Source organism: Rhodoferax sp. (assembly GCF_025354435.1).
GTDB lineage: Bacteria > Pseudomonadota > Gammaproteobacteria > Burkholderiales > Burkholderiaceae_C > Rhodoferax_B.
The window spans coordinates 45,538-71,668 of sequence record NZ_JANXMU010000008.1 but is presented as its reverse complement, the minus strand read 5'-3'; the positions used below and the strand labels follow the sequence as shown (position 1 = coordinate 71,668).

The 26,131-nt window shown below is 63.5% G+C and carries 22 protein-coding genes and 1 pseudogene; 8 read left to right on the top strand and 15 right to left on the bottom strand.

The features are described 5' to 3' along the window. Positions 1–66: 66 nt before the first annotated feature. Genes Q0T48_RS02310 through Q0T48_RS02300 form a run of 3 tightly spaced genes read right to left on the bottom strand, consistent with a single transcriptional unit; the run spans position 67 to position 2,994 of the window. A complete protein-coding gene (locus Q0T48_RS02310; protein ID WP_295951831.1) occupies positions 67–1,638 on the bottom strand; it encodes an FAD-dependent oxidoreductase in 1,572 nt (523 codons plus the stop codon). A 4-nt stretch (positions 1,639–1,642) separates the two neighbouring features. Beyond that, a complete protein-coding gene (locus Q0T48_RS02305) occupies positions 1,643–2,821 on the bottom strand; it encodes a hypothetical protein (RefSeq protein WP_295951830.1) in 1,179 nt (392 codons plus the stop codon). Beyond that, positions 2,821–2,994 carry a hypothetical protein gene (locus tag Q0T48_RS02300; RefSeq protein WP_295951828.1) on the bottom strand — a complete coding sequence of 58 codons (174 nt, stop codon included), beginning with the start codon at positions 2,992–2,994 and terminating at the stop codon, positions 2,821–2,823. Before Q0T48_RS02300 ends, Q0T48_RS02305 begins: the two co-directional genes overlap by 1 nt. Before the next feature lie 119 nt (positions 2,995–3,113). Here Q0T48_RS02300 and ygiD point away from each other — a divergent pair, with 119 nt between their 5' ends. Beyond that, complete coding sequence (gene ygiD / locus Q0T48_RS02295) at positions 3,114–3,977, top strand: 4,5-DOPA dioxygenase extradiol (RefSeq protein WP_295951824.1); 864 nt, start codon at positions 3,114–3,116, stop codon at positions 3,975–3,977. A gap of 42 nt (positions 3,978–4,019) precedes the next feature. On the opposite strand, the gene Q0T48_RS02290 is transcribed toward ygiD, so the two are convergent. Both Q0T48_RS02290 and Q0T48_RS02285 read right to left on the bottom strand, forming a co-directional pair. Continuing rightward, positions 4,020–4,481, bottom strand: coding sequence for a tetratricopeptide repeat protein (locus Q0T48_RS02290; RefSeq protein WP_295951822.1), 462 nt, complete (start codon positions 4,479–4,481; stop codon positions 4,020–4,022). Positions 4,482–4,595: 114 nt separating this feature from the next. Continuing rightward, on the bottom strand, positions 4,596–5,333 hold the full coding sequence (locus tag Q0T48_RS02285) for a FadR/GntR family transcriptional regulator (protein ID WP_295951820.1): 738 nt from the start codon (positions 5,331–5,333) through the stop codon (positions 4,596–4,598). A gap of 68 nt (positions 5,334–5,401) precedes the next feature. Between Q0T48_RS02285 and lhpH the strand changes: the two genes are divergently transcribed. Together lhpH and Q0T48_RS02275 are read left to right on the top strand one after the other, a co-directional pair. Further along, positions 5,402–6,412, top strand: coding sequence for a trans-3-hydroxy-L-proline dehydratase (gene lhpH, locus Q0T48_RS02280; protein ID WP_295951818.1), 1,011 nt, complete (start codon positions 5,402–5,404; stop codon positions 6,410–6,412). An 8-nt stretch (positions 6,413–6,420) separates the two neighbouring features. Then, the gene (locus Q0T48_RS02275) at positions 6,421–7,332 is read left to right on the top strand and encodes a delta(1)-pyrroline-2-carboxylate reductase family protein (RefSeq protein WP_295951814.1); all 912 of its coding nucleotides are present in this window, start codon (positions 6,421–6,423) and stop codon (positions 7,330–7,332) included. Here the strand turns inward: Q0T48_RS02275 and Q0T48_RS02270 are convergent. The 6 genes and pseudogenes from Q0T48_RS02270 to Q0T48_RS02245 all read right to left on the bottom strand — a co-directional run bounded on the left by Q0T48_RS02270 (position 7,329) and on the right by Q0T48_RS02245 (position 12,962). Further along, a complete protein-coding gene (locus Q0T48_RS02270) occupies positions 7,329–8,876 on the bottom strand; it encodes a polyamine aminopropyltransferase (protein ID WP_295951811.1) in 1,548 nt (515 codons plus the stop codon). The two genes, Q0T48_RS02275 and Q0T48_RS02270, sit on opposite strands and share 4 nt — an antisense overlap. Next, the gene (locus tag Q0T48_RS02265) at positions 8,873–9,091 is read right to left on the bottom strand and encodes a DUF350 domain-containing protein (protein ID WP_295951809.1); all 219 of its coding nucleotides are present in this window, start codon (positions 9,089–9,091) and stop codon (positions 8,873–8,875) included. The genes Q0T48_RS02270 and Q0T48_RS02265 overlap by 4 nt, the downstream gene beginning before the upstream one ends. Positions 9,092–9,108: 17 nt before the next feature. Further along, a complete protein-coding gene (locus Q0T48_RS02260; RefSeq protein ID WP_295951808.1) occupies positions 9,109–10,608 on the bottom strand; it encodes a DUF4178 domain-containing protein in 1,500 nt (499 codons plus the stop codon). Between the two features lie 9 nt (positions 10,609–10,617). Beyond that, positions 10,618–11,643, bottom strand: a pseudogene (locus tag Q0T48_RS02255) (SPFH domain-containing protein). Positions 11,644–11,924: 281 nt separating this feature from the next. Next, on the bottom strand, positions 11,925–12,302 hold the full coding sequence (locus Q0T48_RS02250; RefSeq protein WP_295951804.1) for an S-adenosylmethionine decarboxylase family protein: 378 nt from the start codon (positions 12,300–12,302) through the stop codon (positions 11,925–11,927). A gap of 21 nt (positions 12,303–12,323) precedes the next feature. Beyond that, positions 12,324–12,962 (bottom strand): TetR family transcriptional regulator, encoded by a 639-nt coding sequence (locus tag Q0T48_RS02245; RefSeq protein WP_295951803.1) that lies wholly within the window; start codon positions 12,960–12,962, stop codon positions 12,324–12,326. Between the two features lie 90 nt (positions 12,963–13,052). Between Q0T48_RS02245 and Q0T48_RS02240 the strand changes: the two genes are divergently transcribed. From Q0T48_RS02240 to gshA, 4 genes are all read left to right on the top strand, one after another. Beyond that, positions 13,053–14,393, top strand: coding sequence for an efflux RND transporter periplasmic adaptor subunit (locus Q0T48_RS02240; RefSeq protein ID WP_295951798.1), 1,341 nt, complete (start codon positions 13,053–13,055; stop codon positions 14,391–14,393). A gap of 14 nt (positions 14,394–14,407) precedes the next feature. After that, positions 14,408–17,557 carry a multidrug efflux RND transporter permease subunit gene (locus tag Q0T48_RS02235; protein WP_295951795.1) on the top strand — a complete coding sequence of 1,050 codons (3,150 nt, stop codon included), beginning with the start codon at positions 14,408–14,410 and terminating at the stop codon, positions 17,555–17,557. Further along, positions 17,550–19,004, top strand: coding sequence for an efflux transporter outer membrane subunit (locus tag Q0T48_RS02230; RefSeq protein WP_295951792.1), 1,455 nt, complete (start codon positions 17,550–17,552; stop codon positions 19,002–19,004). The genes Q0T48_RS02235 and Q0T48_RS02230 overlap by 8 nt, the downstream gene beginning before the upstream one ends. Positions 19,005–19,247: 243 nt before the next feature. Next, a complete protein-coding gene (gshA, locus tag Q0T48_RS02225; protein ID WP_295951789.1) occupies positions 19,248–20,831 on the top strand; it encodes a glutamate--cysteine ligase in 1,584 nt (527 codons plus the stop codon). A 67-nt stretch (positions 20,832–20,898) separates the two neighbouring features. Here the strand turns inward: gshA and Q0T48_RS02220 are convergent, their stop codons facing one another. The 4 genes from Q0T48_RS02220 to Q0T48_RS02205 form a co-directional block, all read right to left on the bottom strand. Then, positions 20,899–21,363: an META domain-containing protein gene (locus Q0T48_RS02220; protein ID WP_295951786.1), complete on the bottom strand. Its 465-nt coding sequence runs from the start codon at positions 21,361–21,363 to the stop codon at positions 20,899–20,901. Positions 21,364–21,641: 278 nt separating this feature from the next. Next, positions 21,642–22,673: a cytochrome d ubiquinol oxidase subunit II gene (locus Q0T48_RS02215; RefSeq protein ID WP_295951783.1), complete on the bottom strand. Its 1,032-nt coding sequence runs from the start codon at positions 22,671–22,673 to the stop codon at positions 21,642–21,644. Beyond that, positions 22,666–24,027 (bottom strand): cytochrome ubiquinol oxidase subunit I, encoded by a 1,362-nt coding sequence (locus tag Q0T48_RS02210; protein ID WP_295951781.1) that lies wholly within the window; start codon positions 24,025–24,027, stop codon positions 22,666–22,668. The genes Q0T48_RS02215 and Q0T48_RS02210 overlap by 8 nt, the downstream gene beginning before the upstream one ends. After that, positions 24,024–24,596, bottom strand: coding sequence for a GbsR/MarR family transcriptional regulator (locus Q0T48_RS02205; protein ID WP_295951779.1), 573 nt, complete (start codon positions 24,594–24,596; stop codon positions 24,024–24,026). Before Q0T48_RS02205 ends, Q0T48_RS02210 begins: the two co-directional genes overlap by 4 nt. A 272-nt stretch (positions 24,597–24,868) precedes the next feature. Between Q0T48_RS02205 and Q0T48_RS02200 the strand changes: the two genes are divergently transcribed. After that, entirely contained in the window at positions 24,869–26,074 is a 1,206-nt protein-coding gene (locus Q0T48_RS02200; protein WP_295951775.1) for a tyrosine-type recombinase/integrase, read from the top strand. Positions 26,075–26,131: the final 57 nt, after the last annotated feature.

Sequence of the window (26,131 nt, the reverse complement as noted above, 5' to 3'; positions counted from 1 at the left end):
TTGAAAAGCCGGTGGCCCACTCTGTAAACCACCGCATCCACCAATTAATGTCCGCCGTCGCAGATTTCAAGAGCTGCCCGCACGGTGCCCCAGCGTAAAAGCTTCTTCAAACACCGAGTACCCCGCCCAGTCGCTGTGCGCAAACGCCAGGCGCTGCGGTTTTTGTAGCTGCTTGTGTCGAGGGTATATGGGCTGGAGGCCAATTTGGCTTGAAAGCTCGGGGGTGGGGATGGCCATGGCGTGGCCGTAGCGGGTGATGTCGATGCGGGTGGCCTTTTGCGCGATGTCGGGGTGGGCCGTGGCCAGCTCGGCCAGGATCTCGTCGCGCCACGCAGTCCATGGTTTTTCCAGCAGCAGGCGGCGGCCGTTCGGTGTGTCGCCCAGCGCGCGGTAGTAGGTGAGCACCGTGGCGGCGGGCACGGGCAGCAGGCTTTGGTGCATGGCATCCACGTAGCCCAGGCCCGGCGCGTTGTACAGCACGTTGTCCCAGCTGGGTGCCGGGCCGGGCCGGTCGTGCAAAGCTTGGGCGATGTGGATATTGGCTACCAGCCAGGGCGCGTAGGTCGTGCGTGCCGCTGCCTGGGTCAGAAAGTCGGGCGGGTTTTGCACCACCCGCGCGGCGATGAACACCGGCAGGGCGATGATGGCGCGGCGGGCTTGCCAGCGCTCCAGTGTCTGGGTGGCGGTGTTGAAGGCATCCACCTCCACGCCGTGCCGGGTCTCGGCGATCCGCACCACCATCTGCCCGGTGTGCAGCCGCTCACCCAGTGGTGCGGCCAGGCGGCGGGTCAGCCAGGCGTTGCCCTCGGGCCAGGTCAGCACGCTGTCGCGCTCACCGTTGTCGGCTCCCGGCGCGTGGAAGCCGTGGCGGCTGGCGAAGTAGTGGATACCCGCCCAGGCCGACACGATGGCCGTACCCGCACCAAAGTCGTCGCGGCAGCAGTAGTCCAGGTACCAGCGCAGATACGGGTCGCGCAGGCCGTGCTGGTCCAGGTATGCTGCGAAAGTGATAGCTGCTAGCGTAAGTTGTACCTGCGCTAGAGGCTGATTTGATGCTGGAATATGCCATGGGGCCTGTTGGCGCAGTTGCTCCACCAAGGCTGCAAACTTTTGGTACTGCGCCAGTGTGCCCGCGCCTACACCTTGCACCGGCAATAGGCCGTCTTGCCACGCGCCGTGCAAAAACAAGCGCTCTTGCGGGCTGTGGCACAGATGGCGTTCATCGTATTGCCAGCGCCCCGCCACGCGCTGGCGCAGGCCCAGTTCCTCCAATAGATTCTGCACATCCGGCGCGTCGTCGCCAGGCACCGGCAGGTAGTGCGCGCCCAGCGGGCAGGCCATGCCGCCCACCACGCCACCCCGGCTGTTGCCGCCTGTACTGTCTTCCAGTTCCAGCAGGGCGAAGTCCTCGACACCTTTTAAACGCAAGGCCCGCGCCGCCGCCAAGCCCGCCACGCCGCCCCCGGCGATCAGCACGTCGGTGCGGCGGGTCACGCTGGGCGCAGGCCAGGTGCGCGCCTCCCGCAGCAGATGGCCCCGTTCAAACGCGATGCCGGTGAAGCCGCCGGTGATCTCGTGGGCGGGCGCGCAGCCCAGCAGGGGGAGGGCTGTGGTGGCGAGAAAGTGGCGGCGGTGCATTGCGTTAGTACCGGTTCAGAGACGCAGGGTTCGTTCGTTGTGACAACCACCGGCTGACCGGGTCGCGCAACCGGTGCCGGGTGGCCCAGCGGGCGGCGCACACCGCCAGCCACCAGGCCGCCATCGCCAAGGCCAAGCTGGGGGCGGTGGCGCCGTCCAGGCCTTGCAAAGCCGTGCGGCCCAGCACCAGTGCCAGCGACAGCAGCAGGTACATCGCCAGCGTGTGCTGCCCCGCCGGGGCCAGCCACGCTACCCAGCCCGGTGGCGTTGGGTAGCGGTGTTGGTAGCGCATGCAGTAGCCGATGGCCGCAGCGGCAAGCCATATGCCGGGCAGGCCCATCAGCACCGTGTACAAACCCAGCCGCGTGGTGTCGGCTTGCCCCAGCGCATGTAGCCGTACGGTGGCCAGGGCAAGGTCCAGGTTCAGCGCCAAGCCCAGCACCAGGTGCTGGGTGCCCAGGTGGCGGCGCCAAAATTGACGGGCATATCGCCGTTGGCCCAGCAGCCCGAACCGCCGCGCCAGCATGCCCGCCACGGTTAGCCATAGCAGCATGGGCAGGAAAAACAGCACCGAGCCCACCTGCGCCCACAGATAAGCAGCGGCATTGACCGCCATGAAGGCCGACAGTGTGGGTGCATGGATCAACGCGTCCGCCATAGGTTGCGCGTCGTTGGGGGCGTACGGTGCCAGCCACAGGCTACCGCCCAAGACCAGCATCGTCGCCGTGACAAGTACGGTGATGCGCAGCCAAATCTGCAGCAATCGGGCAGGTCGGGCCGTGGCCCAGCGTGCTGCCAGCCAGCCGCACAGGGCATACATGGTCAGGATGTCGCCAAAGTACAGCAGCGCGCCGTGGACCACGCCGACCAGCAGCAATGTGCGGTAGCGCGCACGCAACCCTAGCCGCACGTTCAGGCCTGTGGCGCGCAGCCGCAGCGCCATGTCGCCCAGACTAAAGCCAAACAAAAAGCACAGCACCGACCAGGCTTTGCCCTGCACCAGGGCCAGCAGCAGGCCGTGCAGCACCAGCGCCAGGGGCGCACCGGTGGGCAGTGGTCCGCCCACGGGTTGGGGATAGTCGGGAGCCTGGGCATAGCCCACCGCGTTAACCACAAACACACCCAGCAGTGCCAGCGCACGCAAGGCATCGACCCAGGGGTTGCGCAGACTGCGTGGTGCCATCACCGCGCCGCCACCGTGCGCCATGCGGGCGCAGGCCAGGCGCGTGCATCCCGCAGCCGGTGGCTGCGTTCAGGGGCGGTGCTGGTGAGGAAATAGTGGCGGTGCATGGAGGGGCTGGGGGCAAACAGGTACGTGCCCGACACACCCAGGTCACAGTGGAATACAAACAACATGCGGGTGAATTCAGACGGTTGGCATGTGGCGGATGGGCGCAAGTGTTGGAATGGGGTGCTTGTCAGTATAGGCAGCCCCTGCCCGGAACTATCTCCGCCTGCCGCACTCCCACGCCACGATGACCCGCCGCCAATTCTTCCAAACCGCCATAGCCTTGATCGCCGCCCACCCGCTAGCCCAGGCGGCGGCTGCCTCCGCCCAGCCGCCCGCGCGCGGCAAGATGCCGGTGGTGTTTATCGGCCACGGCTCGCCGATGAATGCGCTGCGCGACACGCCGTTCACCCGGCACCTGGCCCAGTTGGGGCGCGACCTGCCGCGGCCCCGGGCGATTCTGGTGGTGTCGGCGCACTGGGCGGCCGAGCAGCCGATGCTCAGCGCCACCGCGCAGCCGGAGACGATGTACGACTTTGGCGGCTTCCCCAAAGCGCTGTACCAGGTGCGTTACCCCAGCCCCGGCCAGCCTGCGCTGGCCCAGCAGCTCGCCCGCAGCCTGCCGAATGCCATGGTCGACACCCAGCGCGGTCTGGACCACGGTGCCTGGACGGTGCTGCACCACCTGTACCCCAAGGCCGATATTCCGGTCATCCAACTGGCCATGCCGGCCCGCATCCGCTTGGACGAGCATGTCGCCCTGGCCGCCGGACTACGGGCGTTGCGGTCCGAGGGCGTGCTGATTTTGGCCAGCGGCAATATCGTGCACAACCTGCGCCTAGCGACCGAAGATCCTGACACCAAGGTCTACGACTGGGCGCAAGAGTTCGACGGCATGGCCGCCGCGGCCTTGCTGCAGCGCGATATGCCGATCCTGCTGGCGCAAGACAAGGCCAAACACCCCCTGTGGCGTATGGCCCATCCCAGCGTCGAGCACTACGTGCCCCTGCTGTATGCCTTGGGTGCCAGCACCGAAGCCGACAAAATCAGCTTTCCGTTCCAGGGCTTTGAAGAAGCTACGCTGTCGATGCGCTCGGTGCGGTTTGGGTAGGCTTGGCGTGGTGGGTTACAAGCCGGGCCACGCAATAGCCGGTCAGGGGTTGCTGGCTTTGTAGTCGGCAATCGCCTTGGCCAGGTCTGCGTACTCTTCGCAGCTTTGGTTGCCGCAAATTTTTTCCAATGCCGCCAGCTGCTTTTGGGCTTCGGCGGGCTGTTTGTCCATCAGATAGGCTTCGCCCAGGTACTCGTGTGCGCCCCGGTGTTGGGGGTTGATCTCTAGCGCGGTTTTGTAGTGCGCAAAGGCTTCGGGCAAATGGGGTGGGCTGCTTTTGCGGGCGGTGTAGCCCAGCAGGTTGTGGATGTCGGCGTTGCGGGGTTCGTCGCGTAGCGCGGCGTTGAGCTCGGTTTGCGCGCGGCGCCAGTCCTTAGCCTGGATGGCTTTTTGGGCGCTTTGCAGGCGCTCGTTGACGCTGGGCGTGGGAGTGGTGTCTTTGGCTTGCGCGGCGCTGCAAGCGAGCAGGCAGGCGGTTGCCAGGGGGTAGATCCAGGATCGCATAGAGGGTCTCCAGTGGGGTCAAAAGAGTGCGAGGAATCTGCCCCTCGCCAGGACATGCCTTGGTATTTTCCACGCTATGCATGACCCTGCCAACCTTGGTATTTTTCTGGCGGGCTAGCCCGCAGCCAGCATGTCCTTCTGCACCCGCTCTAGATGCTGCCGCACGGAGAACCCTGCGGCCTCCTCGTTACCAGTTGCTATGGCTTCGTAAATCAGGCGGTGCTCGTACACATACAGCCGGGCGCGGGCCGGGTCGTGGATGCCGTGGTCGCGCAACTGGCGCCATAGCGGTTCGTCCACCGCTGCGGCGACCACCTGGGCGATGGCCACCATCACCGGGTTGCCGCTCATTTGGGCGATGCGCTGGTGGAACTGGCGATCGGCCTCGTTCCAGGCGCGGCGCTGGGCGGGGTCGCTGAGGTCGCTGGTGTGTTCCATGTGGTCCAGCAGGCGCTCGATTTCCGGGTCGCGGCCCCCCACAGCGGCGGCAAACTGGGCCACCAGCGGCTCAATCGCCAGGCGTGCGGCCAGGGTGGACAGCGGGCTGGTGTCGGGGTGGGCCGGGGCGCTGGCGGCGCTGCGCATCACCTCTAGCGCGGTGTCGCGCACGAAGGATCCCGCGTTGGGCCGGGTCTGTACCACGCCCTGGTTGACCAGCTCGCCCATGGCTTCACGCACCGTGGCGCGGCCCACGCCCAGGGTAGCGGCCAGGTCGCGCTCGGCGGGCAGGCGCGCGCCGGGCGGGTAGCTGCCGTCCTGGATGGACTTTTTCAATCGGTCGGCCACCAGTTCGTACAGCTGCGGCACGTGCAGCGGTGGGTGGGTGGGCTCGGTAGACAGGGGGTATTTCATAAATTGGCACTATTTTAAAACCAGTTTGGTTAAAATAAAACCACTTTCCCTCTACCCTGGAACCCGCCATGTTGAACCTTGTCCGTACCGTCCAGACCGTGGACGCGCATACCGGCGGTGAGCCGCTGCGCATCCTGACTTCCGGCCTGCCCGCCGTGCCCGGCACCGGCATTCTGGAAAAGCGCACCTGGCTCAAAGCCCACCGTGACGACCTGCGCCAGTTCCTGATGAACGAGCCGCGCGGCCATGCCGACATGTACGGTGCCTACCTGCTGCCGCCCACTACGCCAGGTGCCGACTTTGGCGTGATCTTCATCCACAACGAGGGCTACAGCGACATGTGCGGCCACGGCATCATTGCGCTGGGCAAGGTGCTGGTAGAGCTGGGCTATGTGGAGCGCACCAGCCCGTTAACGCGCATCGGTTTTGACGCACCCGCCGGCTTCATCGAAGCCTTTGTGGAGTGGGATGGCCAGCGCGCCGGCAAGGTGACCTTCAAGAATGTGCCGGCCTTTATCTACCTGCGCGACCTGGAGGTGGACACACCCAGCTTTGGCCGGGTGCGCGGCGACATTGTGTTTGGCGGGGCGTTCTACTACTACCTGAATGCCGAGCAGGCGGGTTTGACGGTGAAACCAGAACTGGTCCGTTCACTGATCCAGTTGGGTGCGGAAACCAAGGCCGCGGTTATCGCCCAGGTGAAGATCCAGCACCCGCTGGAGCCGGGGTTGGACCAGCTCTATGGCAGCATCATCGACAGCGCCCCCAACTGTGCGGGGGTGGACCAGTCCAACGTCTGCGTGTTTGCCGACCGCGAGGTGGACCGTTCGCCCACCGGCACCGGCACCTCGGGCCGGGCGGCGCAACTGTTTTTGCGCGGGCAACTGCCCTTGGGGCAAACCTATGTGAACGGCAGCATCGTGGGCAGCAAATTCGAGGTCAAGGTCACGCAGGGGGTGAAGGTGGGCGACTTTGACGGCGCGCTCACCGAGGTCACCGGCAGCGCCCACATCATGGGCCACCACCAGTGGGTGCTGGAGGAATTGGACCCGTTCCCCACCGGTTTCTTTTTACGCTGAAGGCCGCCATGCAAATTTTGAATGCCGAACAGACCGCACTGGCTTTGCCCTACGCGCAACTCGTGCCCGCTGTGGCCCAGGCCGCGCGGGAACTGGCGCAGCAGCAGATCAACGCCCCCGAGCGCCTGGTGGTGCCCATGGCCGAGGGCGGTGTGTTGTTGGCCATGCCCGCCGTGGCGCATGACCTGAGCGTCACCAAGCTGGTCACCGTGCACCCGCGCAACGCCGCGCACGGCCTGCCGGTGATCCAGGGCGAGGTGGTGGTGATGGACACTGCCACCGGCCGCCGCCTCGCCTTGCTCGACGGCCCCACCGTCACCGCCCGCCGCACAGCGGCCGTCACGCTGCTGGGCATCCAGACGCTGGCGGTGCAAAAGCCCACATCGGCCCTGCTAATCGGCACCGGAGCGCAGGCCGCCGCCCATGCGGATGCGCTGGTGGAACATGTGGGGATCGTGCAATTCTGGGTGGAGGCCCGCAGCCTAGCATCGGCACAGGCTTTTTGCACAGCGTTACAGAAGCGGCACCCGCAGGTGCAGGCTATCGCGGTGGATGATCTGGAACACGCCTTGCCCACCACGGACCTGGTGCTGGCCCTGACCACCTCGCGCACGCCGGTGATTCCCGCCCACATTGCTGACCACACCCTGGCCATCGGCGTGGGGGCTTTCAAGCCCGACATGGCCGAATTCCCCCCGGCGCTGCTGCACAGCCGCCAGATCGTGGTGGACGACCTGGGCGGCGCGCGGCACGAAGCGGGCGACCTGCTGCAAGCCCAGGTGGACTGGAGCCAGGTAAGCAGCCTGGCATCGGTGCTGGCCACGCCTTTGCCGCCGTCCAAGCAGGCTCCGGTGTTCAAAACCGTGGGCCAGGCGGCTTGGGATCTGGCGGCGGCGCGGGTGGCCGTCGGCTTTATCTAGCGCGCCACTACCTTGCCCCATTCCGCCTCGTAGGTTGTCACTAGCACTTGGATCGACAGCCGGTTCACCTCGGTCGGCACGCGGGCCATGTCCAGCGGGAAGTCGAACAGCGCGGGCAGGCTGTGCGGACTTAAAAAGCGCAGGCCATCGGGCAGGCTAGTCGGCATGCGGTAGGGGCGGCGGCTGGCGATGATGTAGCCCCACTCACCAAAGCTGGGCACGTGGGCGTGGTAGGGCGTAGCGGTCAGGCCGACCGATTCGATGGTGGTGGCCACGGTCCAGAAGCTGTGCCGGGCCACCAGGGGCGAGGTGGTCTGGATGACGGCGTAGCCGCTGGCCGACAGGCGCTGGTCCAGTAGGCTGTAGAACGAGTTGGTGTAGAGCTTGCCGATGGCGAAGTTGGTCGGGTCGGGGAAGTCCACCACGATCACGTCGAAGGTCTCGGTGGTGGTTTGCAGCCAGTGGAACGCGTCGGTGTTGACAATGTGCAGCTTGGGGGACAGCAGCGCGCCGCCGTTGAGCTGCACCAGCGCGGGCTGGGTTTGGAACAGCGTGGTCATGGCCGGGTCCAGCTCGACCAGGGTGATGCTTTCCACGCCGGGGTATTTGAGGATTTCGCGCACCGCCATGCCGTCGCCGCCGCCCAGCACGGCCACCTTTTTGGGGGCTCCTTGGGCCGACATCACCGGGTGGACCAGGGCCTCGTGGTAGCGGTATTCGTCGCGTTGGGCAAACTGCAGGTTGCCGTTCAAAAACAGCCGGTAACCCGCCTTGCCTTCGCCCGCGCCATGCGTCACCACGATGCGCTGGTAGGGCGTGGTGGTCGCGATGACCACGCGGTCTTGGTAGAGCTTGTCTTCGGCCCAGGTGGTGATGTGGTCTGCCGCCGCCATGCCCGCGGCCAGGGCGGCCAGCGTCAACCCGCAGGCCAGCGCATGGGCTTTGAAGCGGCGCAGGTCGTGCCGAAACAGCCACAGCGCCCACAGCGCCACGGCGGCGTTCATCAGGCCAAACAGCAGCCCGGTGCGGATTAGGCCCAGGTGCGGCACCAGCAGTAGCGGGAACGCCAGCGACACCGCCAGCGCGCCCAGGTAGTCGAAGGTCAGCACCTGCGACACCAGGTCTTTCAGGGCTACGTTGCGCTGCAGGATGCGCATGACCAGCGGAATCTCCAGCCCCACCAGTGTGCCGACCAGCAACACCAGGCTGTACAGCAACGGGCGGAACGCGCCGGGCAGATACGCATTTGCTATAAAAAGAAGAGCTGGCAGTGCACCACCAATAAGCGCTACCAGCAGTTCTATGCGTAAAAAGTGGGCAGGTAACTGGCGCTCGAAAAAGCGCGACAAATACGAGCCCACGCCCATGGCAAACAAATACGTGCCGATGACGGTAGAGAACTGCAGCACCGAGTCGCCCAGCAGGTAGGACGCGAGCGCGCCCGCCGCCAGTTCGTACACCAGCCCGCAGGCCGAGACGATGAACACCGAGGCCAGCAGCGCGACCTCGACCGGGCGCGGCCCGGCGTTGTCACGCGGCTTCAATGGATGGCAGCGGCCACGATGATGCAGATGCCCAGCGAGGTGGCGGCCACCACCAGGGCTAGCGCCATGTTCTGCTTTTCAATGATTTCTTCCCACAGCTTGTAGGGCGTGAGCTTGTCCATCAGCACAAAGCACAGCGCAAACACCGCCACGCCCACCAGTGCAAACACCACCGAACCCAAAACCACTTCGGGCCGCAGCCATTCGATAACCATATTGATCTCCTTAAAAGTTACTTGTGTCCGCCACCGCTGGAGAAGCCGCCGTAGGAGCCCCCCGAGGTGCGGGTACTGGACCTACAGTTTTCGACATTCGTGTCGCAGTCGTTGCGTGCACTGAATACGATCACCAGCAGCACCACGACCACGATAATCCACAGCACCGTTTTCGGCGCAATCCCGGCGATGCCTATGCCCAGCGGGCTGGCATCGCTGCGTTGGAGCAGGTCTTTTTTGCCCTCTAGTTTGAAGGCCGTGGCCACCAGGGCACTGTCGATCTGGCTGCCCACCGACCAAGTGACTTCCTGGGCCGACTGCTCCATGGACAGCAGGCTTTTGCCGCTGGTGAAGTCGCGGTTACTGGTTTTCTGCCCGCGCTGCACCTGCCAGTAAAACTCGCCCAGCACGTAGCTGGTCTCGGCGCTGTAGCTTTCCTTGAGTTGGTAGCGGCTGCCCAGGTAGGTAGCGCTTTGGCCGTTGCCGGTCATCTCGGGTGCGCCGGTGGCGGGCTTCACCAGGCTCCAGCCTTCGGTGCTGTCCACCAGAAACAAAAAGCCGTGCTTGGCGTTGAAGAGCAAATACTCCTCCCAGCCGAATTGTTCGTCGTCCCCCGGTACGCTGCCCATGCGGTGCTGGAAGCCCACCACCTGCCAGTTCACACCCTGCAGCTTGCCGGTTTGGCCCAGGGGGATCAGCGGCTGCACGGGCTCGTCTTGTGTGGCGTGGCGCAGCTCGCCACCGATGCCGCTAGTGAGGTCGATCAGGCTGTGGCACGAGCCACAGGTGATGCTCTTGCTGCTGGCCAATTGCACCGTGACCGGTGCGCCGCAGCTGGGGCAGTCGAACTGGCGGCCCTTCTCATCTTTGACCGACTCGGCGCGCAGGCCGACCAGTTGCAAATCCTCCAGCAGCACCGCGGTGCCAATGGACAGGCTGGGAGGCCGTGTGCCGTAGTCCACGCTGAGTACCTCGCCAGCGGCACTGCGCAACTCCACCATGGCAAACGGTTCGCCCAGGGCGGGCAGGTGCGGCAGCTCGCCCTGGGCCGAGGTCAGCGACACGGTTTGGTTGGAGGCGACGCTGAAAGTTTTTCCGTTGATGGCGGTGGTGGCCCCCACGCGGAACTGCTCGGCCATTGGGACGGCGCGCTCGGCCAGCAGCGGGGTGGTGAAGACGTAGGAGCCGTTGTCTTCACTCAAAAACGCACTGCTGCCGTCGGCGCGCACCGCGTGCCACTCGGTCCAGGTGCCCTCGGCGTATTTGTACTGCAGGCGGCCCACCAGGGTGAAGACCTGGGCTTTCCAGGTGCCGCTGGCCTGCAGTTGCAGGGGGCTGTGGTCGTCGAACAGCTCGGCCATCTTGCCGATGCGCGCCAGGGTTTCGCCGCTGCGCACCACCGTGCTCTGGCAGTAGGCGCAGACGGCGTGGGTGGATTGCGCGCTCAGGAAGTCGACCGGCGCGCCGCAGCCAGGGCAGGGCGCGCGGTAGGCGCGTTGGGGGGACGGGGTCGCCACGGACGCGGTTTAGACGAGCTTTTTCAGCAGTTCCGCCTTCTTGGAATCAAACTCTTCTTGCGTCAGGATGCCCTTGGTTTTGAGCTCGCCCAGCTTCTCCAACGTGGCCATGACTTCTTCCGGTTTCATACCCACTGCGGCGGGCGCTGCTGCATTGCCCTGCAAACCGGCCTGCAGGTTTTGCGCCAGCACCTGGCCCAGGGCCACGCCCGCGCCCAGGCCCATCGCGTCGCCCGCAATGCCGCCACCGCCACCCGCGCCTTCGGCGAATTTGGGAATGGCTTGCGCGGTTTGGTACTGCATGAACTTGCCCATATCGTTGCCCACCATGCCCATGCCGATTTTTTGGTCCAGGATTTTTTGCAGGTCTTCGGGCAGGGACAGGTTTTGCACTGTCATGCCGTCCAGCTGCAGGCCGATCTTGGCAAATTCGGGGGCGAGCTGGGTGCTCAGCGCCTGGGCAAACACCTGCTGGTTGGCGGCCAGGTCCAGAAATGGAATGCCGCTGCTGGCAATCGCCATGCTGATGTTTTGCAGCACCAGCCCGCGCAGTTGGCCGTCGACATCGGCCACGCTGTACACGTCACGCGTGCCGGAGATTTCGGTGTGGAACAGTTTGGGGTCGGCTACGCGGAAGCTGTAGTTGCCAAAGGCGCGCAGGCGCACCGCCCCAAAGTCCTTGTCGCGGATGGTGATGGGCTGGGGCGTGCCCCATTTCTGGTCGATCTGCTGGCGGGTGCTGAAGAAGTAGATATCGCTTTTGAACGGTGACTCGAATAGCTTGTCCCAATTTTTGAGGTAAGTGAGGACCGGCAGGGTTTGCGTGGTGAGCTTGTGGGTGCCGGGGCCAAACACGTCGGCCACTTGGCCTTCGTTGACAAAAATCGCCACCTGCGAGGCCCGTACGGTGAGCGAGGCCCCATTCTGGATCTCCATGTCGGCCATCGGGAAGCGCCAGGCCAGCGTGCCGTCGCCGTCCTCGGTCTACTGGATGATGTCTATGAACTGTTTGCGGATGAAGTCCATCAATGCCATGGTGCGCTCCTGTTGATAACGGGGGGTGTCTCTTGAGGGAACATGGTAGCCGACCCTTTATGGCTTGGATATGAATGCTATAGATAGAGTAGCTACTCGCGTAGGTTTTGTATGCGCTGGAGGCTTATTTTTCTTAAAATTAATAACTACCCATGACCCAGCATTCGGCCAGAATGTACTGCCTTCAGGAACACCGAAGAGTGCGCTTTTCCAGGCTGCTGGTGCGGTCCCTAACTAGATAGAGGGGTGGCGAAAAAAGCGAAACGCTGAAGCTCGGGAAATTAACCCGGTCTTCCGCGCTGCAAGCTCTGCCGGTCCACCTGTGTCGGCGCAAACAGGGCGACCAGCCCGTCTAGCAGCGCGTGCGCCTTGGCCGAGTGGTCGGCTCCAAAGTTGCACACATACACATCTAGCGTCACCGCCCGTAGTTCGGGCCAGGTGTGCACGCACAAATGCGACTCTGCTAGCAAAATAGTAGCTGTAACCCCACCAGGACCCTGCGCTGTGGCCGGAAAAGCATGGAATAGTTCGCCCACGGCCTGCAGTCCGGCTGCCTGTACCGCATCGCGGCAGGCTACGCCCAGCAGCCGCGCATCCAGCAGCCAAGCGCTGTCGCAATCGCAGTGGTGGAGATCGGCGGTGAGGTGCAGGCCTTGCATGGCCCGCACTGTACCGGGTTCTTACGGTGCCTTGACCCGGGGCGGGCAGGTGCGCAGGCCGGCGATCAGCATGTCCACCATGGCCGGGGCGGCGCTGGCCAATGGATAGGCTTGCGGCTCCAGCAGCCATTCGCGCATGGTGCCCATGGTGAAGTTGTGCAGGGTTTGCAGGCTTAGGAACACGTCGGTGTCGGGGGGCAACTGGCCCTGGGCAATAGCTTGTTGCAAGATAGCTTCGAATCGGGCCAGGCATTCGTCGCGGCAGGCGAGTTCGTGCTCCAGTACGTCGGCTACTTCGCCCACGTTTTCACATTTGTGAAACAGAATGTTGAACACGCGCTGCTGCCGGGGCGACCCGGCCAGCGTGGTCAGAGCCTGTACGCACATGTGGCGCAGGGCACCCAGCGGGTCGGTCGCGGTGTAGGCGGTGGCCTCGGCGAGCATGTTTTCCATGGGTAGCGTGGCCTGCTCAAAAAGGGCCTGGAGCAGGGCACCCTTGTCTTTGAAGTGCCAGTAGATGGCACCGCGCGTCATGCCCGCGGCGCTGGCAATGTCGGCCAGTGTGGTGTGGGCAACACCTTTGTCAAAAAACATCTGCTCCGCAGCCTCTAGCAGGGCGGCGTAGGTATGCTCTGCGTCTTCTTTGGTTTTTCTGGCCATGGCGGGAAAGTTGCTAGCGGGTTACTACTTATCTCAAAGTAAACATACACGAATGTATGTGATACTACATCAACCTAATTAAACCTTACTATGTTTATGTCCATCGCACCGTCTCGCGCTCCCTCGATCGACCATCCCCATACCGCAGTTGCGGCGCGTTCTTTGCGCCAGCGGTGGATGTCGCCCTTCTTGTTGGCTGCCCTGCCATTGGCGCTGGTGGCCTGCGGCAAGCATGCCGATAGCGCCGGTGCCGGTGGCCCCGGTGGTGCCATGCCACCGCCCGAGGTGTCGGTGGTCACCGTCACGGCCCAGGACCATTCGGTCGAGCTGGAGTACGTGGGCCAAACCGCTGGTTCGCGTGAAACCGAGGTGCGCGCACGGGTGGCGGGTATCTTGAATAAGCGTCTGTTTGAAGAAGGCGCCACCGTCAAGGCGGGCACGCCGATGTTCCAGATCGATCCGGCCAACTTCCAGACCCAGGCCGCTTCTGCCGAAGCCGCCGTGGCCGTGGCCCAGGCCAAGGTCAACCAGGCCCAGCGCGACCAGGCCCGCCTGGCCCCTCTGGTGGCCGAAAAAGCCATCAGCCAGAAAGAATTTGACGATGCCAAGTCGGCCGCCGAATCCGCGGCCGCCTCGCTCAAGCAGGCACAGGCCCAGGCCAACGAAGCCCGCCTGAACCTCGGCTACACCACCGTGGTGGCCCCCATCAGCGGCACCACCGGCGCGGCCGCCAAGTCCGACGGCAATCTGGTGTCGGCCACCGACAGCCTGCTCACCACCATCGTGCAAACCAACCCGATGTACGTGAACTTCAGCGTGTCTGAGGCCGACCTGCTGCGCATCACCAAGCAAGTGGGCTCGGGCCAGCTGGCCGTGCCCGGCAAGAAGTCGGCCAATGGCAGCCTGGGCTTCAGCGTCAACGTGAAACTGGCCGACGGCAGCACCTACCCGCGTGCAGGCAAGCTTAACTTCACCGGCGAAAAGCTCAACCCCACCACCGGCAGCTTTGATGCCCGGGCCGAAATCCCCAACCCCGATGGTGTCTTGCGTCCCGGCCAGTTTGTGCGCGTGCTGTTGGGCGGCGCCAGCCGTCCCAACTCCATCAGCGTGCCGCAGCGGGCGGTGATCGACAGCCCCATGGGCAAGATTGTGTTTCTGGTCACCCCCGACAACAAGCTGGCCCCGCATCCGGTGGAGCTGGATGGTTGGACCAAGGGCGAATGGATTGTTACCAAGGGCGTGCAAAGCGGCGACCGCGTGCTGGTCGAAGGCTTCATCAAGGCCCATGAGCCCGGTATGACGGTCAAGCCCGTGTCCTATGTGGCAGTGGCGGCAACCAATGCCTCGCTGGGGTCTACTGCCAAGGCTCCTGCTGCTGCAGCTTCTGAGCCTGCAGCGCCTGCCAGTGCTGCATCAGCCGCTGCAAAATAAGGAGCAACCCACCCATGTTCTCCAAGTTTTTTATCGACCGTCCGATCTTCGCGACGGTGTTGTCTCTGTTCCTGGTGCTGGCCGGTTTGGCCGCCATGCGCGTGCTGCCGATTGCGCGCTACCCGGAAATCTCGCCCCCCGTGGTGAGCGTTAGCGCGGTCTACCCTGGTGCTTCGGCCGAAGTGCTGGAAACCACTGTGGCGGCCCCCATCGAGCAGGCCATCAACGGCGTGGAAAAAATGCTCTATATGAGCTCCACCTCGTCCGGCGATGGCGCAGTCAGCATCAGCATCACGTTTGACGTGGGCACCGACCTGGACATCGCGGCGGTGAACGTCAACAACCGCGTCAACCAGGTGCTCAACAAACTGCCGCAGGAAGTGCAGCGCCAGGGCGTGACGGTGGCCAAAAGCTCGGCTAGCTTCATGACCGTGGCCTCCATTTACTCGCCTGACGACCGTTACGACTCGCTGTTCATCTCCAACTACGTGACGCAAAACGTGCTGGATGCCATCAAGCGCGTGCCCGGCACCACCAATGTGCAGATTTTCGGTGCCAAAGACTACGCCATGCGTATCTGGCTGCGCCCCGATCGCATGGCAGCCATGGGCATTACCGTGGCCGACATCTCTAGCGCCGTGACCGAGCAAAATGCCCAGTACGCCGCAGGCAAGATCGGTGCGCCCCCGGGCAACACCGAGGAGCTGACCCTGACCGTGACCGCCAAGGGCCGCCTGCTGGAACCCGAGCAGTTTGCCAACATCGTCGTACGTACCGGTGCCAACGGGGCCGTGGTGCGCCTAAAAGACGTGGCCCGGGTCGAGCTGGGCTCCAAGGACTACAACTTCTATGGCCGCGTGAACGGCCACCCCACGGTGCCCGTAGGCGTGTTTTTGCAAACCGGTGCCAACGCGCTGGACACCCGCAAAGCCGTGGAAGCCACCATGGTCGCACTGAAGGCCAAGTTCCCTGAAGGCCTGACCTACGCCACCCCGTACGACACCACGCCTTTCGTTACCGAATCCATCCGCGAAGTGCTGAAAACCCTGGCCGAAGCCATGGTGCTGGTGTTTGTGGTGGTGTATTTGTTCCTGCAAAGCTGGCGTGCCACCATCATTCCCACACTGGCCGTGCCGGTGTCGCTGATCGGCACCATGGCGGGCCTGCACCTGCTGGGCTACAGCATCAATACCCTGACCCTGTTCGGCATGGTGCTGGCCATCGGTATCGTGGTGGACGATGCGATCGTGGTGCTGGAAAACGTCGAGCGGCTGATGCACGAAGAGGGCATGAGCCCGCGCGAAGCCGCCATTGAAGCCATGCGCGAAGTGACTGGCCCGGTGATTGCCATTGTGCTGGTGCTGTGCGCCGCCTTCATCCCGGTGGCCTTTCTGGGCGGCTTGGCGGGTGAGCTGTACCGACAGTTCTCGGTCACCATCACCATTGCAGTGATCCTGTCCGGCATTGTGGCGCTGACGCTGACCCCCGCCCTGTGCGCGGTGCTGCTCAAGCCGGGTGCTGAACGCAAGAACGCGTTTTTCAACTGGTTCAACCGCAGCTTCGAGAAGCTCACCTACCGCTACACCCGTGGAGTGGCCTTCTTCCTGAAGCGCGGCTTCCTGGGCGTGATTCTGTTCGTCTGCATGGCCGGGTTGACCGGGCTGCTGTTCAAGATCGTGCCCGGCGGCCTGGTGCCTGACGAAGACCAGGGCTACTTCATCGGCGCAGCCATCCTGCCCGAAGGCGCGTCGCTGGACCGCACCAACGACGTGGTCCGCAAGATCGAAGCCATTGAATCGCAAAACAAGAACATCGACACGGTGTTCAGCTTGGTGGGCCTGAACATCCTGGGCGGCGGCGGCCTGAAGTCGTCTACCGCCACCATGTTCTTCCCGCTCAAGCCCTGGGACGAACGCACCCAGTCGGCCAAAGAGCTGGTGGGCGAGTTCTATATGAAGACCGCGGGTATCAAGGAAGGCCTGCCTCTGGCTTTCAGCCCCCCGGCCATCCAGGGCCTGGGCCAGACCGGTGGCTTTGAGTTCAACCTGCAAAACAAGGGTGATGGCGGCGTGCGGCGTTTGGCGCAAATCCTGCCCCAGTTGCTGGCCGAGGCCAATAAGCAACCCGAACTGCAAGGTGTCAAAACCCTGTGGCAAGCCAACTCGCCCCAGCTGTTTGTCAGTGTGGACACCGAAAAAGCCCGCTCCATGGGCATTGCCGTGGCCGACATCTACAACACACTGGCCGCCACGCTGGGCAGTTACTACGTCAACGACTTCAACAAAAGCGGTCGTATTTACCAGGTGCTGATGCAGGCCGAGGGCAAGTACCGCTCCAAGCCGGACGACATCGGTAACCTGTATGTGCGTACCAACACCGGCAAGATGGTGCAGATCCGCACCGTGGCCGACGTGCAGTTTGTGGCCGGCCCCGACTCAGTGCAGCATTTTAACGCGCTGCCATCGATCCAGATCCTGGGCGATCCGAAACCCGGCTACAGCTCGGGCCAGGCGATTGCCGCCATGGAACGCGCCGCAGCCAAGGTGCTGCCCGCCGACATGGGCTACGACTGGGGCGGCACCGCCTTCCAGGAAAAGCGCAGCAGCGGCTCCAGCGGGCTTGCGATTGGCGCGGGCTTTGTGATGATCTTCTTGATCCTGGCCGCGCAGTATGAAAAGTGGTCGCTGCCGTTCTCGGTGCTGCTGGCCCTGCCGTTCGGCATCTTTGGTGCTCTGGTGGCGGTGTACTTGCGCAACTACACTAATGACGTGTACTTCCAGATCGGTCTGGTCACGCTGCTGGGCTTGTCGGCCAAGAACGCGATTCTGATTGTCGAGTTTGCGACCATGAAGGTGCACGAAGGTCTGACCCCGGTGGCCGCGGCCCTGGAAGCTGCCCGCCTGCGTTTCCGCCCGATTCTGATGACCTCGCTGGCCTTCATCTTGGGTGTGGTGCCACTGGCCTTCTCCAGCGGTGCGGGTGCGGCTGCGCGCCAGTCCATCGGTACCGGTGTGCTGGGTGGCATGTTGGCCGCGACCTTCCTGGCGGTGTTTTTGGTGCCGCTGTTCTTTAAATTGGTCAACGACTGGAACTTCCGCAGCACGCCGGAGGACTTCAAGAGTCTGAACAAACCCGCCCATGGCGAAGGAGCGCAGCATGTCTAAGCGCACTCTACAATCATTTGCTATTACTTTGGTAGCTGCTTGCGCACTATCTGCCTGCGGTATCGCTCCTTTAGGTCCTAATTACCAGCGCCCGGCGCTGGACCTGCCCACCACCCTGACCAGCAGTGGCACCGCCACCAGCGTGGACTGGCTGGTGTGGTGGAAGGGCTTCAACGACCCGGTGCTGGATGGCCTGCTGCAAGAGGCAGCCGCCAACAGCCAAGATCTGGCCCTGGCCACCGCCCGCATCGCCGAGGCTCGCGCCACGCTGGACCAGAACGCGTCCAACTTCTACCCCTCGGTGGATTTGAACGCCAGCGCTACCCGCCGACGTGCGAGCGAGAATTCGGCCTCGTTCACGCCCGGTGGCAACCCGTACTCCAACGACCGGCAACTGGGCATGAGCGCCAGCTACGAGCTCGACTTCTGGGGCAAATACGCCCGCGCCGACGAGGCCGCCCGTGCCCGCCTGCTGGCCCAGGCCGCCAGCCGGGGCACGGTGCTGACCACGCTGTACGCCAACGTAGCCCAAAGCTACTTTGCCCTGCGCGCCCTGGATGCCCAGCAAACCCTGGGCGAGCAGACCCTGGCCACCCGTACCGAGAACCTGCGTTTGCAAAACCGCCGCTTCAGCGCCGGGGTGATTGGCGAGATGGACCTGCGCCAGGCCGAATCCGAAGCCGCAGGCATCCAGGCCACGCTGCAGCAGACTGTGCAAAACCGCAGCAACGCCGAATCCGCGCTAGCCGTGCTGCTGGGCCGCAAGCCCACCGACATCGCCAACCCGGTGCTGGCCCGCGGTGCCGACCTGGGCACGCTGTACGCCGCGCAGGCGATCCCGGCTGATCTGCCATCCGACGTGCTGACCCGCCGCCCCGACGTGGTGGCTGCCGAGCAAAGCCTGATTGCGGCCAACGCCGACATCGGCCAGGCCCGCGCGGCCTATTTTCCCAAGCTCAGCCTCACGGCGGGCTACGGTGTGCAGTCCAAAGACCTGTCGGACCTGTTCGACCCGGCTTCGCTGCTGTGGAACCTGGTGGGTAACCTGACGCAGCCGATCTTCCGGGCCGGGGCCATCGATGCCGTGGTGGCCGCGTCCAACGCGCGCCAGCAGCAGGCGTTGGCCACCTACACGCAGACGGTGCAAAACGCCTTCCGCGATGTACACGACGCGCTGAACAACGTGGCCGCCGGCCGCGATATCACCGCCACCACTGCCAAGCGTATCGATGCCCTGCGCAGCACCCTGCGCCTGGCCGACCTGCGTTACAAAAACGGCTATTCCGGCTACCTGGAAGTGTTGAATGCCCAGCGCGACCTGGCGCAGGCCGAATCCGGCCTGATAGACATCCAGCGCGGCCAGTTGAATGCCGTGGTCAGCCTGTACAAGGCGCTGGGCGGCGGCTGGGATGCCAGCAGCGTCACGGCGCAGATAGCAAAACCGTAGTTCTCGCTTGCGCGAAACGCCCCCACGCCCTGCGGCTGGGGGCGTTTTGCCGTCTCCAGCACGCCGGGCGCGCCTGTGATACCTTCCACGCCCGGTCAAGATTTATGTACGACTGGATGCAGTGCCCAGACCGTGGGCGAGCCGCCCAGGGTTTGGGCGCTGTGTCTTGTCCCTAACTTTCACAGACTCGGGTGCAGAGCACCCCGAGCCATGAAAGTTACTTCACATTAACGGATACCCAAGATGAGCAGCTCCACCCCCTCCGCCGCATTGCTAGAACGCCTGCAGGCCCTCGCGCCCGAACGGCTCCAGGGCATCCGCCGTGGCCTGGAAAAGGAAAGCCTGCGCGCCCAGCCCAGCGGCAGCCTGGCCCTCACGCCGCACCCGGCAGCACTCGGCTCGGCCCTGACGCACCCGCACATCACCACCGACTTCAGCGAATCCCAGGTGGAACTGATCACCGGCGTGCACAAGGGCGTGGAAGCCTGCCTGGACGAGCTCACCGAAGTGCACCAGTTCACCTACCGCACCCTGCAAGCCCAGGGTGACGACGAAATGCTCTGGGTGTCCAGCATGCCCTGCGGCCTGCCCACCGATGAAACCATTCCGATTGGCCGCTATGGCAGCTCCAACGTGGGCCGCGCCAAGAGCGTTTACCGCATGGGCCTGGGCCACCGCTACGGCCGCCGCATGCAGACCATCTCGGGCATCCACTACAACTGGTCGCTGCCCGGTGTCAGCAGCGAAGAGTACTTTGGCCTGATTCGCAACTTTCGCCGCCACGCGTTCTTGCTGCTGTACCTGTTTGGCGCGTCGCCTGCGGTGTGCTCCAGCTTTGTGGCCGGCCGCCAGCACGAGCTGCAGGAGCTGAATGACCGCACCATGTACATGCCGCACGGCACCTCGCTGCGCATGGGCCGTCTCGGCTACCAAAGCGATGCCCAGGCTTCGCTGGCCGTGAGCTACAACAGCCTGGAAGGCTACGGCGCTTCGCTGCAAGACGCGCTGACCCGCCCGTATCCGGCCTACAAGGCGGTGGGTGTGCGCGGCACTGGCGGCGACTACAACCAGCTGGCCACCAGCCTGTTGCAGATCGAAAACGAGTTCTACGGCACCATCCGCCCCAAGCGCGTGATCTACCCCGGCGAGCGCCCGCTGCACGCCCTGCGCGAGCGCGGTGTGGAGTACGTGGAAGTGCGCCTGCTGGACCTGGACCCGTTTGTGCCGGTCGGCATCACCGCCCAGACCATGCGCTTTATCGACGTGTTTTTGCTGCACTGTTTACTCAGCGACAGCCCGCCCGACAGCCCGCAGGAAATCACCGAGCTGGCGCACAACCAGCACCGTGTGGCCGCCCGGGGCCGCGAGCCCGGCCTGACGCTGGAGCGCGCAGGCCAGGAAGTACCCTTGGCCGAGTGGGGCAGCGACCTGGTGGCCCAGTGCCGCCCCATCGCCGCTGCATTGGATGCCGCCCACGGCGGTACGCTGTACAGCGATGCGCTGGCCGCTGCCGATGCCGCCTTGGCCGACCCCAGCCTGCTGTCGTCGGCCCGCGTGCTGGCCGCCATGCAGGGAACCGAGTGCGGCTCGTTCGTGCCCTTCATCGCGCACCAGTCGCTGCAAACCCGTCAGCACTTGCTGGATTTGCCGTTCAGTGCCGAGCAGCAAAGCCGCTTTGAAGCGATGACCACCGCATCGGTCGCCGCTCAGAAGGCCATCGAAGCCGCCGACACCATGCCTTTTGATGTGTACCTGCCGCAGTACCTGTCGCCCGAGCGTTTGATCGTCAAGCACCGCCGTGCGGAGTCGCTACCGGTCAGTGCCTGAAGTTAAGGGTGAAATAGGCCTCTAGCGCATATTCCATCTGCGTAATATGCTGCTTAAATCGTAGCATTCAAGGCGCAGGCACACCCGCCCACACCAGTGTCTGCCCATCGGCCGACACCAGCCGCAGTGTCGGGGCCGGGCTTTCGTCTAACTGGACGCGTAAGCGCTGGGCCAGCAGGGCGCTGAGGGCGTGGTCAGCCTCCATCAGCCCGTCTGCGCAGGCCATGCGCGTGGACATCATCGGCCCCACTTGCAGCTGGTTGGCCGCGTCGATCTGGTAGTTGCCGCCCATGGCGTTGCAGCCGCCCCGGATACCTACGCGGCCGTCTTTGAATTCCACCGTAAAGCGCGGGTCGGCACGTGGAAACAGTGCGGCGATGGGCTGCCCCTGGCCGTCGGTGGCCGATTGCAGCGTCCAGCGCAAGGCGGTGAGGCGGCCTTCCAGCGCCGGACCCGAGGGTGTGGACTTGGTGGCGCAGGCCGAAAGGGCGAGGGCGGCTAAAGCCAGCCAAACAGCAGAGCGGATGGTCATAAAAAAATTTCCAGTTCAACGGGTTACGCGGCATGCAACAGAGCCGACCCATGGTAGGCGAATTCTGCCGCCTAGGCTATTTATGCACCTTGCCTATTTTTTAGGCACTACAAGCTTTAGTCTTTAAAAACAAGTACTTAAGCCGGGCATACAGTGGTTTTCCCAGCTTATCCACAAGCTTGTCCAGTGCTGGCAGGGTTAACTTTGGTCTGGTGCAGGTTTGCTATTAAATAAATAGCTACTGGCGTATGCATTACATACGCTTAATGCCTATTTCATCAATATTTTAGTTCTGTGGACTTACCCCAGAAAATCCGGTACGCGAACACGGTGTAGGCAATGATCACCGGCAGCACCACGGCCACGCCGTAAAAAATCACCATCAGCGCCTCGGGCGAACTGGCGGCCTGCCAGATGGTGACCTGGTCGATGATGAGCCAGGGAAAGATGCTGTAGCCCAGGCCGTAAAAGGCCAGCAAAAAGATGCCCACGGTGGCACCAAAGGGCACGCCGATGCCGTACTCATTGCCCTGCGCCAGCCGCACCGGCAAGCGGCTCAGGCTGCGCCAGATGGTGTAGAACAGTACCAGCGTGGCCACGGGGATGGGCAGCAGCAAAATCACGTTGGGAAAGCTGAACCATTTCAGGAAGATACTGTGGCTTACCCAGGGCGTGGCCACCGAAATGGCCAGCACGCCAAGCCCAGTCATCCACAGGCTGCGCCGCGCCCAGCCCACGGCCATCAGCTGCAGCGCACCGTCGGTTTTGATGATCAGCCAGCCCGCACCCAGCAGCGCGTAGGCGGCCAGCAGGCACAGACCGATCAGGCTGCTAAACAGCACGCTGGCCGTGTCATTGACGAAGCCGGTGATCATCGAGCCCAGCATGAAACCCTGTGACCAGCCCGCAAGCACCGAGCCCACATGGAACGCCATATTCCACAGCCGCTTGTGCTCGTCCCGCGCCTTGACGCGGAAGTCAAACGCCACGCCGCGTAGCATCAGCGCCACCAGCATCAGGGCCACCGGCAGGTACAGCGCGCCCAAAATCATGCCGTGCGCCACCGGAAAACCCACCAGCAGTACGCCCACGCCCAGCACCAGCCAGGTCTCGTTGGCATCCCAGAACGGGCCGATGCTGGCGACCATCGCGTCTTGTTGGGCGTTGTTGGGCTTGCGCAGCAGGATGCCTACGCCCAGGTCGTAGCCGTCCAAAATCACATAGGCCAGCATGGCCAGGGCCATCACCAGGGCGAAGACGACCGGCAGCCAGACCTCGGGTTGGCCAAAGTTGTTGATCAGGTCAGGCATGTTGGGTCTCCATACGGCGGTCAATGTGGGGGTAGCCGGGTTGGGCGTGCAGCGAGGCCTTGCGGGCCATGTGGAACACCACCGAGATGTAGGCGGTGATCAGCACCACGTACAGCAGCAAATAGACCACCAGGGTGCTGGCAATCGCGGCGGAGGGCACGGTGGAGGCCGCTTCGGCCGCCGTCATCACGCCCTGCACCAGCCAGGGCTGGCGGCCGATTTCAGTCACATACCAGCCCGCAATCAGCCCGACCCAGCCGATGAAGGTCATGGCCACCAGGCCCTTGGCCAGCCAGGGCCGGGGCTGCCCCTGGCGGCGCAGTTGCCACACGCCCGTCCAGCTCGCGGCCAGCATCAGCAGGCCCACACCCACCATGATGCGAAACGCGAAGAACACCGGGGCCACGGGCGGATGCTTGTCGCCAAAGGCATCGATACCTTTGACCTCGCCGTTCCAGTCGTGGGTGAGGTAGAAGGATGCCAGTTTGGGGATGGCGATCTCGAACTTGTTGCTCTGCGTGGCCGCATCGGGTATGCCAAACAACACTGCAGCCGTGCCGCGCTCGGTCTTCCAGATGCCTTCCATGGCGGCAATCTTGGCGGGCTGGTGGTGCAAGGTGTTCACTCCGTGCATGTCGCCCACCACGATCTGCACCGGGATCAAGAAGGCCGCAATGGTCAAACCCGTGCGCAGCCCGGCCATCACCTCCAGCCCGCGGTCGTTCTTGAGCCAGCGGAAGGCGCTGATGCCACTCAGCAAAAAGGCCGATGTCAGCCCCGAGGCCAGCAGCATGTGGCTGAAGCGGTAGGGGAAAGAGGGGTTGAAAATCACCTCCAGCCAGCTGGTCACATGGGCCTTGCCGTCGATCATCGCAAAGCCTGCCGGGGTGTGCATCCACGAGTTCAGCGCCAGAATCCAGAACGCCGACAAGGTAGTGCCCGCCGCCACCAGAAAGGTCGCGGTGGTGTGCATGCGTTCGCTCACCCGGTGCCGCCCAAACAGCATGATGCCGAGCATGGTGGCCTCTAAAAAGAAGGCCGTCAGCACCTCGTAGGCCAGCAGCGGCCCGGCGACATTGCCCACCTTGAGCATGAAGCCCGGCCAGTTGGTGCCGAACTGGAAGCTCATGGTGATGCCGCTGACCACGCCCAGCGCAAAGGTCAGCGCGAAAATCTTCACCCAGAACTGGTAGGCATCCATCCAGTGCGGTGCGCGGGTGGCCGTATACCGGGTCTTGAAATAAAACAGCACCCAACCCATCGAAATACTGATGGTGGGAAACAGGATGTGAAAAGTCATGTTGGCCGCAAACTGGATGCGGGCCAGCACGACCGGGTCGAGGGCTTCCATCATGTGGTTCCTTCCGAGGGCGTGGTTTTGAATACTTTTTTGACCCGCTCTTTGACTTCGAGCAGTTTCTTTACCTGCGAACCCATCTTCAGCAGGCTGGCCAGCGAGGCGGAGTCCATCTTTTGCACATCGTCCAACCAGGACGTGCCCAGCTCGATCAGATCGTGCATTTCCTTCATGCGCGACTGGGCGTGGATGTCTTCGGCCAGCGCGGGCCGCTCCATCAGCGCCTCGCGCAGCATGGTCAGCGTGGGGTCGATCTCGCGCTTGCGCCGCTCGGCCGCCAGGGTGCGAAAGATGGCCCACACGTCGCCGGGGGTCTCAAAGTATTCGCGCCGGTCATTGGGCAGATGGTGCAAGCGCACCAGGTTCCATGACGACAGCTCCTTGAGCCCCATGCTGACATTGGAGCGCGAAAACGCCAGTCCTTCGGCAATTTCGTCGGCGTTCAGCGGCTTGGCCGACACAAACAGCAGGGCATAGATTTGCCCCACGGTGCGGTTGATACCCCAGCGGCTGCCCATTTCGCCAAAATGCAAAACGAAGCGCTGGGTAAGGGGAGGCAGGTTCATAGTGTGTTTCTTTTGAATTTTCAGTATTTTATGAAAATTCAGAAACTACAGCAATGTAGGGGCATAAAAAAACCCTTTGACTCGGTGGAGTCAAAGGGTTTTTAGGATGTGGTGCCGGGGCCGCTCCCGCACTGTTCAAAAAAATCGTTATGAATCAATGGTAGAGTTTTCAAAAGTGCTGGATGTGCCCCCAAATGTGCCCCCAATTGCTTTGTGGTGGACGTGAAAAGGCGTAAGACGTTTGTTTTTCATAATGAATTGGATATATAGCTATGAAGCTCAGCGACACATTGCTCCGAACGCTCAAGACACCCGGCAAGCATTTCGACGGCGCAGGCCTGTACCTGGAGCTGACCAAGGCAGGCGGGCGGTACTGGCGCATGAAGTACCGCCACGGCGGCAAAGAGAAGCGCCTAGCCTTTGGTGTCTATCCGGCGGTGGGTCTCAAGGCCGCCCGTGACTTGGCCACCGATGCACGCAAGGTCCTAGAAGCTGGCGACGACCCCGGCCAGGTGCGCAAGGCTGAAAAAGCCAAGTCCACGCATGAAGCCGTGAACACGCTGGAAGCCGTCACCCTCGATTGGCTGGTGCACCAGGCATCCCGCTGGGAGGCTGAAACCATGGGCCGCATCCGTGCATCACTGCATGCCGACATTTTCCCAACGCTGGGGGCACGCCCTATGGCATCCATCAAGGCGGGTGAAGTCATGGCGGCGGTGAAGAAGATCGAGGCACGCGGCGCGGGCGACCAGGCCAACCGGGTGTTGCAGCGGGTCAAGTCGGTGTACCGCTGGGCTGTGACGCATGAGCGCATCGAAAGCAATCCGATGTTGGACCTGGTGCCCTCCGAAATACTCAAGCCCCGCGAGGTGCAACACCGTGCCGCCTTGCCTGATAAAGAGCTGCCCGACTTCATGGCCAAGCTGGAAGCCTATGAGGGCGACCCCCACACCACGCACGCCCTGCGCCTGCTGATGTTGACTGCCACGCGGCCCGGTGAGGTGCGCGGCGCACGCTGGGCAGAGTTTGACCTGGACGCGGCCCTTTGGACCATCCCGCCCGAACGCATGAAGATGCGCAGCGAACACCGTGTACCGTTGTCGAAACAGGCCCTTGAGGTGCTGGCCAGCATGCAGACGCTGAGCGCCGACAGTGCGCTGGTGTTCCCCAGCCCCGTGTACCGCAGCAAGCCGCTCAGTGAAAACACCTTCAATTCGGCCCTTGCCCGTATGGGCTACAAGAACACCGCCACGGCCCACGGCTTCCGGGCGCTGTTCTCCACGGTGGCGAACGAACACAGCTGGAACCCTGATGTGATCGAGCGCCAGCTGGCTCACAAAGAGCAGAACGAAATACGTGCCGCCTACCACCGCACCACGTACATGCAGGAGCGTACGCGGCTGATGCAGTGGTGGGCTGACTACCTGGACGGGCGAAAGGCTGGCAACGTGGTGCAACTGCCCCAACGTGCCGCCTGAGAGCCCCAGCACCAGTACCGACCCCCACCTAACACCGCCCCGCAGCACCCACCCGGC